General features: G+C 60.6%; 14 protein-coding genes and 1 riboswitch. Of the genes, 8 read left to right on the top strand and 6 right to left on the bottom strand.

Annotated features, from left to right (window positions below):
- Positions 1–102 precede the first annotated feature (102 nt).
- From gcvP to gcvT, 3 genes are read right to left on the bottom strand one after another with little or no spacing between them, the layout of a single operon-like run.
- On the bottom strand, positions 103–2967 hold the full coding sequence (gene gcvP, locus RHSP_RS02990) for an aminomethyl-transferring glycine dehydrogenase (protein WP_004108769.1): 2865 nt from the start codon (positions 2965–2967) through the stop codon (positions 103–105).
- Positions 2967–3329, bottom strand: coding sequence for a glycine cleavage system protein GcvH (gene gcvH, locus RHSP_RS02985; protein WP_004108766.1), 363 nt, complete (start codon positions 3327–3329; stop codon positions 2967–2969). The genes gcvP and gcvH overlap by 1 nt, the downstream gene beginning before the upstream one ends.
- 25 nt (positions 3330–3354) lie before the next feature.
- Positions 3355–4491 carry a glycine cleavage system aminomethyltransferase GcvT gene (gene gcvT / locus RHSP_RS02980; protein ID WP_037149343.1) on the bottom strand — a complete coding sequence of 379 codons (1137 nt, stop codon included), beginning with the start codon at positions 4489–4491 and terminating at the stop codon, positions 3355–3357.
- Positions 4492–4640: 149 nt separating this feature from the next.
- Positions 4641–4728, bottom strand: a riboswitch (glycine riboswitch).
- Positions 4729–4895: 167 nt separating this feature from the next.
- On the opposite strand from gcvT, the gene RHSP_RS02975 reads away from it, so the two are divergent.
- From RHSP_RS02975 to RHSP_RS02940, 8 genes are all read left to right on the top strand, one after another.
- The gene (locus RHSP_RS02975; protein ID WP_004108761.1) at positions 4896–5432 is read left to right on the top strand and encodes a copper chaperone PCu(A)C; all 537 of its coding nucleotides are present in this window, start codon (positions 4896–4898) and stop codon (positions 5430–5432) included.
- A gap of 186 nt (positions 5433–5618) precedes the next feature.
- Entirely contained in the window at positions 5619–6617 is a 999-nt protein-coding gene (locus RHSP_RS02970) for an RluA family pseudouridine synthase (RefSeq protein ID WP_037149341.1), read from the top strand.
- Positions 6614–7267 (top strand): HAD-IA family hydrolase, encoded by a 654-nt coding sequence (locus tag RHSP_RS02965; RefSeq protein ID WP_037149338.1) that lies wholly within the window; start codon positions 6614–6616, stop codon positions 7265–7267. Before RHSP_RS02970 ends, RHSP_RS02965 begins: the two co-directional genes overlap by 4 nt.
- Before the next feature lie 9 nt (positions 7268–7276).
- Positions 7277–8062 carry an ATP12 family chaperone protein gene (locus tag RHSP_RS02960; RefSeq protein ID WP_037149336.1) on the top strand — a complete coding sequence of 262 codons (786 nt, stop codon included), beginning with the start codon at positions 7277–7279 and terminating at the stop codon, positions 8060–8062.
- Positions 8063–8131: 69 nt separating this feature from the next.
- Entirely contained in the window at positions 8132–8602 is a 471-nt protein-coding gene (locus tag RHSP_RS02955) for a hypothetical protein (RefSeq protein ID WP_004108755.1), read from the top strand.
- Positions 8603–8665: 63 nt separating this feature from the next.
- Entirely contained in the window at positions 8666–10198 is a 1533-nt protein-coding gene (locus tag RHSP_RS02950) for an acyl-CoA carboxylase subunit beta (RefSeq protein ID WP_004108752.1), read from the top strand.
- Between the two features lie 124 nt (positions 10199–10322).
- Positions 10323–10715: a DoxX family protein gene (locus RHSP_RS02945; RefSeq protein WP_004108749.1), complete on the top strand. Its 393-nt coding sequence runs from the start codon at positions 10323–10325 to the stop codon at positions 10713–10715.
- Positions 10716–10853: 138 nt separating this feature from the next.
- The gene (locus RHSP_RS02940; protein WP_004108741.1) at positions 10854–11240 is read left to right on the top strand and encodes a DoxX family protein; all 387 of its coding nucleotides are present in this window, start codon (positions 10854–10856) and stop codon (positions 11238–11240) included.
- Between the two features lie 11 nt (positions 11241–11251).
- Here RHSP_RS02940 and sugE read toward each other — a convergent pair whose 3' ends face one another.
- The 3 genes from sugE to RHSP_RS02925 form a co-directional block, all read right to left on the bottom strand.
- Complete coding sequence (sugE, locus tag RHSP_RS02935) at positions 11252–11566, bottom strand: quaternary ammonium compound efflux SMR transporter SugE (RefSeq protein ID WP_004108738.1); 315 nt, start codon at positions 11564–11566, stop codon at positions 11252–11254.
- Positions 11567–11703: 137 nt separating this feature from the next.
- Positions 11704–12540, bottom strand: a complete 837-nt coding sequence (gene fghA / locus RHSP_RS02930; protein ID WP_004108735.1) for an S-formylglutathione hydrolase — start codon at positions 12538–12540, stop codon at positions 11704–11706.
- 122 nt (positions 12541–12662) lie between these two features.
- Positions 12663–13103 (bottom strand): YaiI/YqxD family protein, encoded by a 441-nt coding sequence (locus RHSP_RS02925; protein WP_004108732.1) that lies wholly within the window; start codon positions 13101–13103, stop codon positions 12663–12665.
- Positions 13104–13172 lie beyond the last annotated feature (69 nt).

Below are 13172 nucleotides of genomic sequence, written 5' to 3'. Positions count from 1 at the left end.
GCATCCCAGGGGACACGCGGCGTTTTCTTAGACAAGTTTCGCAATAGATTTATGTCGGTATCAGGCGAAGCGACTGAACCGCTTCGCTTTTTCGCGAAAATCCTATTCGGCGGCCTCAGCGTAGGATTCAACCGGCGGGCAGGAGCAAATCAGGTTCCTGTCGCCATAGACGTTGTCGACGCGATTGACCGGCGACCAGTATTTGTCCACGCGGAAGGCGCCGGGCGGATAGCAGGCCTGTTCGCGGGAATAGGGACGATCCCATTCACCGACGAGGTCTTCCACCGTATGCGGTGCGTTCTTCAGCGGGTTGTTGGCCTTGTCCATCCGGCCTTCCTCGATGTCGCGGGCTTCCTCGCGGATCGCCAGCATCGCCTCGCAGAAGCGGTCGAGCTCAGCCTTGGTTTCCGATTCGGTCGGCTCGATCATCAGCGTGCCGGCAACTGGCCAGCTCATGGTCGGGGCGTGGAAGCCGCAATCGATGAGGCGCTTGGCGACATCGTCGACCGTCACGCCGGCGCTTGCGACCAGCGGGCGGGTATCGATGATGCATTCGTGCGCGACGCGTCCGGCCTCGGACTTGTAGAGCACGTCATAGGCGCCCTTGAGCCGGGCAGCGATGTAGTTGGCGTTGAGGATCGCCACCTTCGTCGCCTGCGTCAGGCCTTCGCCGCCCATCATCAGGCAGTAGCTCCAGGAGATCGGCAGGATGGAAGCCGAACCGAAGGCTGCCGCCGAGACCGCACCGCCGCGCCCGTCCGTTTCCGGATGGCCGGGCAGGTGAGGCGCCAGATGTGCCTTGACGCCGATCGGGCCCATGCCGGGACCGCCGCCGCCATGCGGGATGCAGAACGTCTTGTGCAGGTTCAGGTGGCTGACATCGGAGCCGATATCGCCGGGACGCGAGAGGCCGACCATGGCGTTCATGTTGGCGCCATCGAGATAGACCTGACCGCCATGCTTGTGCACGAGATCGCAGATCTCCTTTACCGTCTCTTCGAAAACGCCGTGCGTCGAAGGATAGGTGATCATGCAGCAGGAGAGGTTGTTGGCATATTGCTCGGTCTTGGCGCGGAAATCGGCCATATCGATATCGCCGTTGTCGCTGACCTTGACGACCACGACCTTCATGCCCGCCATCTGCGCCGAGGCAGGGTTGGTGCCATGCGCGGAGGTCGGGATAAGGCAGATGTCGCGATGACCCTGGCCGTTGGCAATGTGGTAATTGCGGATGGTCAGGAGGCCGGCATATTCGCCCTGCGCGCCGGAGTTCGGCTGCATGGAGAAGGCATCGTAACCGGTCACGGCGCAGAGCTTGTCCGTCAGGTCATCGATCATTTCGCGGTAGCCCAGCGCCTGATCGGCCGGCACGAAAGGATGGATGTCGGAGAATTCCGGCCAGGTGATCGGCAGCATTTCCGCCGTAGCGTTCAGCTTCATGGTGCAGGAGCCGAGCGGGATCATCGAACGGTCGAGCGCCAGGTCGCGGTCGGAGAGACGGCGGATATACCGCGTCATCTCGCTTTCGGCACGGTTCATGTGGAAGATCGGATGCGTCAGATATTCGCTGGCGCGCAGCAGGTTCTTCGGCAGGCGGTAGGAGGGCTCGAAATCGGCAATACGGAAATTGCCGCCGAATGCGCGCCATACCGCTTCCAGCGTCGCCGGGCGGGTACGCTCGTCGAGGCTGATGCCGATCTTGGTTTCGCCGACCTTGCGCAGGTTCACGCCTTCGGCAACGGCCGCGCGCAGGATGAGGCCCTGCATATGGCCGACCTCGACAGTGATCGTGTCGAAGAAGTTTTTCGGCTCGACGGTGTAGCCGAGCTTTTCCAGCCCCTTGGCCATCAAGACAGCCTTCTGGTGAACCTGCTGGGCGATGGCCTTCAGACCCTGTGGACCGTGGAAGACCGCATACATGGAGGCCATGACGGCAAGCAGCACCTGGGCGGTGCAGATGTTCGACGTCGCCTTTTCGCGGCGGATATGCTGTTCGCGGGTCTGCAGCGACAGGCGATAGGCGCGATTGCCGCGCGCATCGACGGAAACGCCGACGAGACGGCCGGGCATGGAGCGCTTGTAGTCGTCTTTGACGGCCATGTAGGCTGCATGCGGACCACCATAGCCCACCGGAACGCCGAAGCGCTGCGAAGAGCCAATGGCGATATCCGCGCCCATCTCGCCCGGAGATTTCAGCAAGGTCAGCGCCAGAAGATCGGCCGCCATGACGGCGATGGCGCCGGTCTGGTGCAATCTTGCGATCAGGCCGCTGAAGTCGTTGATATGGCCGTGCGTGCCCGGATACTGGAAGATCGCGCCGAAGACATCGACCGGATCAAGATCGGTAAAGGGATTGCCGACGATGACGGTCCAGCCGAGCGGCTCGGCACGGGTCCTGATCAGCGCGATGGTCTGCGGGTGGCAGGCGGCATCGACGAAGAAGGCCTTCGCCTTGGACTTGGCGACGCGTTCCGCCATCGCCATGCCTTCGGCTGCGGCCGTCGCTTCGTCGAGCAGCGAGGCGTTGGCGACGTCGAGACCGGTGAGGTCGCTGATCATCGTCTGGTAGTTCAGCAGCGCCTCGAGGCGGCCCTGGCTGATTTCCGGCTGGTAGGGCGTATAGGCCGTGTACCAGGCCGGGTTTTCCAGAATGTTGCGCTGGATGACCGGCGGCGTGATCGTGCCGTAATAGCCCTGACCGATGAGCGAGACGAGAACCTTGTTTTTGTTGGCGGTCTCGCGCAGCCGGTCGAGCGCCTCGCGCTCCGTCATCGGCGCACCCCAGGAGAGCGGCGTTTTCTGGCGGATAGCGGGCGGCAGCGTCGCGTCGATCAGGCCATCGAGGCTGTTGTAGCCGATCACGCCAAGCATTGCGGCCATCTCAGACGGAGATGGGCCGATATGCCGGCGATTGGCGAAGTCGTATGGCTGGTAGTCGGTAAACGTGAATTCCGTAGGCGTCGTCATTATCCGATCAGCTCCTTGTAACCGGATTCATCAAGAAGACCATCAAGATCGCTGATATTCTTCAGCTTGAGCTTGAAGAACCAACCCGCACCCATCGGGTCGGAGTTGACGAGTGCCGGATCGGCCGTGATGGCTTCGTTGACCTCGGTGATCTCTCCGTCGAGCGGACAATAGACTTCCGAAGCTGCCTTGACGGATTCGACGGTTGCTGCGTCGCCGCCCTTCGAGAAGCTGGCGCCGACTTCGGGCAATTCCACGAAAACCAGATCGCCGAGCTGTTCGGCGGCATGCGCCGTAATGCCGACGGTCGCGACATCGCCTTCAACCTTCAGCCACTCGTGTTCTTCGGTGAATTTCAGCATGGGTAATCCTCTCTGGAAAAGACGTTCAACGTTTGTAGGTAGGCTTGATGAAAGGCAGGGCGCTGACGGTGACAGCCAAGTACTTGCCGCGCACTTCGGCGTAAACGGTGGTGCCGGGAGCCGTGAAGTCGGTCGGCACGTAGCCCATGGCGACCGGAGACTCGACGCTCGGGCCGAAGCCGCCCGAGGTGACTTCGCCGATTTCGGTCTTGCCTTCAGCGTCGGCATAGAGCTTGGCATGACTGCGCACCGGCGCCTTGCCCTCGGGCTTCAGGCCGACGCGGCGGCGCGTGGTGCCGCCATCGAGTTCGCCGAGAATGCGGGTTGCACCGGGGAATCCGCCAGTGCGCGCGCCACCGGTCTTGCGGGCCTTCTGGATGGCCCATTCGAGCGCGCCTTCGATCGGCGTCGTCGTCTGGTCGATATCGTTGCCGTAAAGGCAGAGACCGGCCTCTAGGCGCAGCGAGTCGCGGGCGCCGAGGCCGATCGGCTGTACGTCCGGGTGCTCCAGCAGGCGCTTGGCGATATCCTCGGCCTTGTCCGATGGTACGGAGATTTCGAAACCGTCTTCGCCGCTATAGCCGGAGCGCGACACGAGGCAGGAGACGTCGTGGAGGCGACAATGGCGCACATCCATGAACTTCATGTAGGCGATGTCAGCCCAGAGCTCGGCAAGAACGTCGACGGCGCGCGGTCCCTGCAGCGCGATGAGGGCGCGATCAAGCAGGGTAACTTCGCAGCTATCGCCGATATGATCCTGCAGATGCTTGAGATCCTGCTCCTTGCAGGCGGCGTTGACGACGACGAAGAGATAACCGTCCGTGTGGGTGATCATCAGGTCGTCCAGGATGCCGCCCTTGTCGTCGGTGAAGAAGCCGTAGCGCTGGCGATCTTCCGCGAGACCGAGGATATCGACCGGCACGAGACTTTCCAGCGCGAGTGCCGCATCCTCATATTTGCCGGAGCGGGCGCGGATCGTCACCTGGCCCATATGGGAGACGTCGAACAAGCCGGCCGAAGCGCGGGTCCAAAGATGCTCCTTCATGACGCCGGCAGGATACTGCACGGGCATGTCGTATCCGGCAAACGGCACCATGCGGGCGCCGAGCGATACATGCAGGTCGTGAAGCGGTGTTTTCTTGAGGGCAGCGGTCTCGTCCAAATGACGCCTCCGGGTTTCGCGCTTGTTCTGAAGCGCAGAGCTCACAATTTCGGCGCGGTTGCGCCTGACGATGAGCCCCCTCTGTCTGTTTTGCCTGAGATTGTTATCCCTTCGGCGAACGCTTTCGCGCTTCTCTCCAGAGTTCCGTCTGCCCCTTGCTGGTCCTTTGGCCTGAGAGTTTCCGGGGCGGTTGCTCCTTCGGCACCGGCTTGCGCCGGATTCTCCCAACAAGGTCGCTGTCATTATCTGGCAGTCATGGAAGATGGCAAGGGGCAAATGTCGCCGTAGAACAAATTTTTGTCGCGCGATTCGAAGATAGATCGAGCAGCGGTTGCAGGGCTTTGCAACGACGTTGCGAAAGGCTATCCCTTCGAACCGATGAAGGAGCCGGGCAGGAGGGAATGATGAACCGTTATCACGTCGTCGCAGCGTTGCTGCTTTCGGCAGCCGCAGTTTCGCTTTCGACAGGCGGTGCTCTGGCGCAGCAGAGCGGCGACATGAAGGGCATGCCCGGAATGCACATGGCCGCCGAGCCGGCTCCGGCAGGTTCTGCCGCCAGCAAGCTCGGCGATCTCGTTATCAGCGGCGGTTATGTCCGCGCCATGCTGCCGGGTCAGCCGGTCGGCGGCGGCTACATTACCATCCACAATGGTGGCAAGGTCGCTGACAAGCTGACCTCCGTCACCTCATCGGCTGCCGGCAAGGTGGAGCTGCACGAGATGAAGATGGACGGCGAGATCATGAAGATGCGCGAGATCAAGGACGGCATCGCCATTCCCGCCGGCGCCACCGTGACGCTTGCGCCGAACACCATGCATATGATGTTCAAGCAGGTCAAAGCGCCCTTCAAGAAGGGTGGCGCGGTGCCTGTGATGCTGATGTTCGAGAAGGCGGGGATGATCGATCTCAACCTCCCGGTCACGTCGGCCAACGGAAACTGAGCCAGAAAAATATCCGGCCCGGATAATTCCAGTTTCCACTTTTCCTCGAAATGCTCTAAAGCCACGTCGAAAGGCCGGTTATAGCCGGCCGCGGGACTGATTGTCCTGTTGTTTGAATTGGCATGATCCTGTCCAACGAGCGTTTGGCATTTGTCGGAACATGCTGCGGCGTTTGAAAGAAGAAGAATGGCCGGGATTGAGCATATACAGGTCGAGCCCGACGAAGCCGGCATGCGCCTCGACCGCTGGTTCAAGGTGCATTTCCCCGGGCTTGGGTTCGGTCAACTGCAGAAGCTGATGCGCTCCGGCCAGGTGCGTGTCGATGGCGGCCGCGTCAAGACCGATGCGCGCGTGCAGCCGGGGCAGATGGTGCGCGTACCGCCGCTCGATGTCGACGCCAAGGGCGCGAAGAATGGCCCGATCGCCGGTAAGGATCTCAAGCATTCCGGCGACGCGGAACTGCTCTCCCGCATGCTGCTGCATGAGGACGAGAAGGTCTTTGTGCTCAACAAGCCGGCAGGGCTTGCGGTGCAGGGCGGCTCCGGCCTTACCCGCCATATAGACCAGATGCTGGAGGCATGGACGAGCAAAAAGGGCGAAAAGCCGCGCCTCGTGCATCGTCTCGACCGTGACACGTCCGGCGTCCTGGTGATTGCCCGCACGCGCGGCGCGGCACAGAAGCTGACGGCTGCTTTCCGCGAACGTGACACCAAGAAGACCTACTGGTCGCTGGTCAAAGGCGTGCCGCGCAAGCACGAGGACAAGATTTCGACCTGGCTGGTGAAAGAAGCAACGGCCGATGGCGACCGTATGCGCATTGCCAAGCATGGCGAAGAGGGCGCTGATCACGCCATCTCCTATTATCGCGTGCTTGAGACTGCCGCGCAGAGCCTCGCCTGGCTGGAAATGGAGCCGTATACTGGCCGGACGCACCAGCTGCGTGTCCATGCGCTGCATATCGGCCACCCGATCATCGGCGACCCCAAATATTTCGACGACGATCCGAACTGGGATTTTCCCGGCGGCGTCCAGAAGCGCCTGCATCTGCATGCGCGCCACATCGATATTCCGCATCCAAGCGGCGGACGCCTGCGCGTCACCGCTCCTCTGCCGCCGCATATGGTGCAGACGTGGAATCTCCTCGGTTTTGACGAGGCATCGGCAGGGGAGCCGGACGACGAATGAAGCTGGTCCTTTTCGATTGCGACGGCACGCTGGTCGACAGCGTGCGGCTGATCCATGAAGTCATGGCGCGGACTTTCGTTGACTTCGGCTACAAGCGCCCGGATGTTTCGTCCACAAAATCCATCATCGGTCTCTCCCTCGATATCGCCATCGCCCGGATGCAAGGCAAGCCGCATGTCGATGACGAAGCGATTGCCATGACCGCGCATTACAAATCGATCTTCCCGGGCGTACGGGACGAGGCGGATATGCAGACGCCGCTCTTCGACGGCATCAAGTCGCTGATCGAGACGCTTGCAGCCCGCGAAGAGCTTCTGCTCGGCGCCGTGACAGGCAAATCCCGTCGTGGCCTGACGCATATTCTTGAAGTCAACGGCTTCACGCCCCATTTCGTGGTTTCGCGCACCGCCGACGACTGCCCGTCGAAGCCGCATCCGGCCATGGTGACGGAGTGCTGCAGCGAAACCGGCATGGACCCGCATGACACCATCGTCATCGGCGACGCGATCTACGACATGCAGATGGCGAAGGCAGCGGGTGCGACCGCGATCGGCGTATCCTGGGGTTATGCGTCCGTGGAAGAGCTTCTGGCCGCCGGCGCCGATGCGATTGCGCATCATCCGAACGATTTGTTGAGCCACATTCTCTGAGGTGACGCCATGCGCGACCTGTTGAACGATCTTTCCGAAGGTTTGAGCCATCCCGATCCGATCCGCCGTGCGCAGATCCAGATGAAGAAGCCGCTGCCCAAGCGCTTCTACAAGGATGTGACGATCAGCAAGGATGAGGTTGGTCATGCCATCGCGCTCGACGGCAAGGTGGTCAAGACCCCGGCGCGCCATTCCCTCTCTCTGCCGACCGAAGCGCTCGCCAAACTCGTGGCTGCCGAATGGGCGCGACAGACCGAGGTCATCGATCCTGCGACCATGCCCGTAACCCGTCTGGTGAACACTGCTATCGATGGCGTGACAGCCGAAAGTGGGGCTGTGTTCGACGAAATCGTCCGCTTCTCCGGCAGCGATCTGCTCTGCTATCGTGCCGATGGCCCGGAGCGGTTGGTGGAGCGTCAATCCGCTCGCTGGAACCCGGTGATCGAATGGGCGGCCCACGACATCGGCGCTCGCTTCATTCTCGCCGAGGGCGTGATGCATCAGGAGCAGCCGCAAGAGGCTATCGCCGCCTTCGCTGCGGCCCTGCGCAAATATGATACGCCCATGGAACTCGCCAGCCTGCATACGATCACGACCCTGACGGGCTCTGCGATCCTGGCGCTCGCTTTCGCCTCCGGTCAGCTGCCGCTCGCCGAAGTCTGGTCGCTCGCCCATCTCGATGAGGACTGGACGATCGAACACTGGGGCAGCGATGAGGAAGCGGAGCGGCGGCGCGCGCAGCGTTTCGAGGAATTTCAGGCGGCAACCGACGTTTTTTCTGCTCTTCACAGTTGAATATTGTTGATTTCCAGTCCTTTATAGCAAGGTTCGTATCTTGCGGGTTCGGAAGTCGGGACAGGTATCATGTTGTTGTTGAGGTCGGGTGTCACATCGGCGCTCGTGGGATGTTTAGTACTGACGGCATGCGCGAGCTGGTCCGTCGATCCTCCTCCGCCAGCCTATGATGTTCGCAGTGCAACCGTTGTGGCCGATCATGCCTTGCCGCCGGTTTCTCCGGTGCTGATCGGGGCCGTCAACGATCGCGTCAATGCCGCGATCGCTGCCACGAACCACAATGCGGCGCTGCCGCAGGTTACGTTGACTATCCGCCTGTCGGACGTGCGCAAGGGGCGCAGTTTCAACCAGGATCGCAACAGTGCCAAGGTCGATATCGACGCTGCGTCGCTCGATGGTGGTGCGGTGATTGCCATGGCATCGTTCGATATGGCGACAACCGCGCCCGATCATGCAACGGCCGATGAGCTGATGGCCGAAGACATTGCCGCCCGCATCCGCGCCATCTTCTCGCTGAACACGCCGCGGTTGGCAAACTGAGCCGATAGCTTCAAAGGAGGCTCGCGCCGTGCTAAGCCCGAGCAGCGAAGGAGAGAGGGCCGCATGAAGGAAATCCTTTTGGAACTGGAGCGTCGTCGTGAAGTCGCAAGGCTTGGCGGCGGGCAGGCGCGGATCGATGCGCAACATGCGCGCGGCAAGCTGACGGCCCGCGAGCGCATCGACATCTTCCTGGACGAAGGTTCCTTCGAGGAATTCGACATGTTCGTCGAGCACCGCTCGACCGATTTCGGCATGGAAAAGAGCAAGATCGCCGGTGATGGCGTCGTGACTGGCTGGGGCACCGTCAACGGACGTACCGTTTTCATTTTTGCCAAGGATTTCACAGTCTTTGGCGGGTCTCTTTCAGAAGCACATGCGGAAAAGATCACCAAGGTCCAGGATATGGCGCTGAAGAACCGGGCGCCGATCATCGGGATCTATGATGCCGGCGGCGCCCGCATTCAGGAAGGTGTGGCCGCACTCGGCGGCTATGCCGAAGTGTTCCAGCGCAACGTGCTGGCCTCCGGCGTCATCCCGCAGATTTCCGTCATCATGGGGCCTTGCGCGGGCGGTGACGTCTATTCGCCCGCGATGACCGATTTCATCTTCATGGTCCGCGATACCTCCTACATGTTCGTGACCGGGCCGGATGTGGTGAAGACGGTCACCAACGAGACGGTGACCTCAGAGCAACTCGGCGGCGCTTCGGTGCATACGACGAAATCCTCCATTGCCGACGCTGCCTACGACAATGATATCGATACGCTGATGCAGGTGCGCCGCCTCATCGATTTCCTGCCGCAGTCGAACACGGCGGCGTTGCCCGAGATCGAGTGCTATCAATCCGTCACCGAGCCGGATAGCTCGCTCGATACGCTGATCCCGGCCAATGCCAACAAGCCTTACGACATCAAGGAACTGATCCTGAAGGTGGCGGACGAGGGCGACTTCCTCGAGATTCAGGAAAGCTTCGCCAAGAATATCGTCTGCGGCTTCGGTCGCATTGAGGGCGCTACGGTCGGCTTCGTCGCCAATCAGCCGATGGTGCTGGCAGGCGTGCTTGACAGCGATGCGTCGCGGAAAGCCGCGCGCTTCGTGCGCTTCTGCGATTGCTTCAATATCCCGATCGTCACCTTCGTCGATGTACCCGGCTTCCTGCCGGGGACGGCGCAGGAATATGGCGGCTTGATCAAGCATGGCGCGAAATTGCTCTTCGCCTATGCGGAGGCGACCGTGCCGAAACTGACCGTCATCACTCGCAAGGCTTTCGGCGGCGCCTATGACGTCATGGCCTCGAAGCACCTGCGCGGCGACCTTAATTATGCCTGGCCGACGGCGCAGATTGCCGTCATGGGCGCCAAGGGCGCGGTCGAGATCATCTTCCGCAAGGACATTGCCGAGCCGGAGAAGATCGCAGCGCATACGAAGATGTATGAGGATCGGTTCCTGTCGCCGTTCGTCGCGGCCGAGCGCGGCTATATCGACGAAGTGATCATGCCACGCTCGACCCGGCGGCGCCTCGCGCAGGGGCTCCGGATGCTGCGCAACAAGGATCTGACCAATCCCTGGAAAAAACACGACAACATTCCTCTGTAATCTGTGACAACAAGCCACGGATTACACACGGAAAATTGATTGGACGTCAGAATCCTTGTTTTCCCGTTCAAGGCAGGTCGCTCTATTGCTTCCTGCAGGGGGAATCGAAACTGGAGTTCAAAAAATGGCGCTTTCCGAACGGCTGAATCAATATCAGCCCTATGCTCTTACCGTACTGCGTATCGTTATTGGCCTGTTGTTCATCGAACACGGCACACAGAAGCTTTTCGGCTTTCCGGCCGGCGGTCACTTCACTGGCTCGCTGCCGCCTCTGATGCTGTTTCAGGGTATTCTTGAAGCATTCGGCGGTCTGGCAATCGTTCTGGGTCTGTTTACCCGCCCCGTCGCCTTCATTCTTTGCGGCAACATGGCGGTCGCCTATTTCATGGCGCACATGCCGCAGAATTTCTTCCCGGTGAACAACCAAGGCGATGCGGCCATTCTGTATTGCTTCGCTTTCCTGTTCCTGATCTTCGCCGGGCCGGGTCTCCTGGCGATCGACGGCCGGAAGAAGTAAGTCATCTCGAAACCGGGCCTGGTATTCTCTAGGCCCGGTGAATAATTTCGTCTCTCGCGTGTTCGTTCTGTATCGGCGAAACGGGAGGGTCTTTTCGACAGTATCCCGTTCGCATTGCCAATTCGCACGGAGATCTTCATGTCACTTGCCGAGCGCTTATCACCTTACCAGCCCGCAGCACTCGCAATTTTGCGAATAGTGACTTCCGTGTTGTTCATCGAACATGGCACGCAAAAGCTCTTCGGCTTTCCGCCAGCGCCTTTCGAGGTCACGACGTTGTTCTTCGTCGCGGGCATAATCGAGCTTGTCGGCGGCATTCTCATTCTGTTCGGGCTCTTCACCCGGCCCGTCGCCTTTCTCCTCAGCGGCGAAATGGCGATTGCCTATTTCATGGTGCACACGCAGATCGACTTCTTCCCGGCCAACAACCAGGGCGACGGTCCGATAATGTTCTGCTTCGTCTTTCTGTTTCTGGTGTTTTCCGGCCCAGGAGCGTGGGCACTGGACAACCGCCAGCGCCCTTGACTTGAGGTCCGTCAGGCGGCGAGCTTGAGGCCGGCGATGCCTGCCACGATCAGGCTTATGCAGAGCAGCCGAACGAAGGTTGCTGGATCGCCGAGCAACCAAATCCCGAGCAGAACGGTGCCGACAGTGCCGATACCGGTCCAGACGGCATAGGCGGTGCCCATCGGCAGCGTTTTTACCGCGAGACCGAGCAGTACGACGCTGGTCACCATAGAAATGACTGTGAGAATCGTCGGCATCGGCCGTGTGAAGCCATCGGTATATTTCAGGCCGACTGCCCAGCCGATTTCAAACAAGCCTGCAAGGAAAAGCAGGAACCAAGCCATGTTACGCTCCGTTGTTAAGAGCGAGGCCGTCCCCGCGATGTCTACGGCCGGCTATGAGTACCGGCCGCCGCAGTCGTCTGCGCGTTTTCTATATGCCTTTACCACAGGCACTTTTCAAGGCGGCGGTCATGCCACCTTTACTTTCTCAGCCGTTCGGCATGCCACTTCAGGTGATCGTCCATGAAGGTGGAGATGAAGTAGTAGGAATGATCGTAGCGCTCATGCATGCGTAGCGTCAGACCGATGCCGGTGCCTTTGATCGCCTCTTCGAAGAGCCATGGGCGCAGTCCGTTTTCGAGGAAACTGTCGGCCTTGCCCTGGTCGATCAGGAATTCGGAGAAGCGGGCGCCGTCTTCAACGAGAGAGCAGGCGTCGTATCGTCTCCACGTGGCCTTATCGCTGCCGAGATACTTGTCGAGGGCAGGCGCCGACCAATCGGCCGTCGACGGCTGGACGATGGGGGCGAAAGCGGAGCAGCTCTTGAAGCGATCGGGATGCTTGAGAGCTATGGACATGGCGCCGTGGCCGCCCATGGAGTGGCCGAAGATGCCCTGCCGGCTCATGTCGGCGCGGAACTGCTTGGCGATGAGCGCAGGCAGCTCCTCCGTGATGTAGGTATACATCTGATAGTTCTCGGCCCAAGGCGCTTCGGTAGCATCGAGATAGAAGCCGGCGCCTTTGCCCATCTGCCAATTGGTCAGCTCGTCGGGCACGTCGTTGCCGCGCGGGCTGGTGTCCGGGCAGACGATGATCAGGCCGAGCTCGGCGGCCATGCGGCGATACTCGCCCTTTTCCATGACATTGGCGTGGGTGCAGGTGAGGCCGGAAAGATACCAGAGGACCGGCCGCGGCTCTGTGATCGCCTGCGGCGGCACGAAGACGGCAAAGGTCATCTCGCCTTTGCAAGCCTCGGACTGATGCGAAAAGACACCCTGCATGCCGCCAAAGGCGGTGTTCTGGGAAATGATGTTCACGGCTGGTCTCCAGGCGTTTGATGGGTTTGGGAGCACAATGGCTGTTCCTTGAACCGCCATTGTGCTCCAGCATTTCGATTTTGCATGATCTTGCTCCAAAACCGCTGCGCACTTTTTGGGGATCATGCTTTTGCCCACCGGCAAAGCCGGTCGAAGGTTTCGAGGAAGGCGGAGCGATCACGCGGCGAGAAGGCGGCATTGTACCCCTTGCTTTCGCCGGTTTCGCGAAGATGAGCGCCGAGATCGCGCATGGCGGTCGCCATGCCGATATTCGTCTTGTCGAAGATGCGGCCGGTCGGTCCCGTCACGAAGGCTCCGGCTGCCACGCAGCGACCGGCAAGCGGAACGTCAGCGGTCACGACGATATCGCCGGCACCCGCATGTTCGGCGATCCAGTTGTCGGCGGCATCGAAGGCGCTGGAGACGATGACATTGTGCACCATCGGATCCCGCGACGGCCGCAGCCCCGAATTGGCGACGAAGGTCACCTCGATGCCGTGGCGTTCGGCAACCTTCAAGATCTCCGGCTTGACCGGACAGGCATCGGCATCGACATAAATCATAAAATTCGATCTTTTCAGTTATATGCGGCACGTTTCTCACGCACCGCATACGTTTTTCTGTAGTTGGAG

The sequence above is a fragment of the Rhizobium freirei PRF 81 genome (assembly GCF_000359745.1).
In the GTDB taxonomy this organism is placed as follows: Bacteria; Pseudomonadota; Alphaproteobacteria; order Rhizobiales; family Rhizobiaceae; genus Rhizobium; species Rhizobium freirei.
The sequence above is the reverse complement of the archived record's forward strand: the minus strand, read 5'-3'. Positions and strand labels throughout refer to the sequence as shown.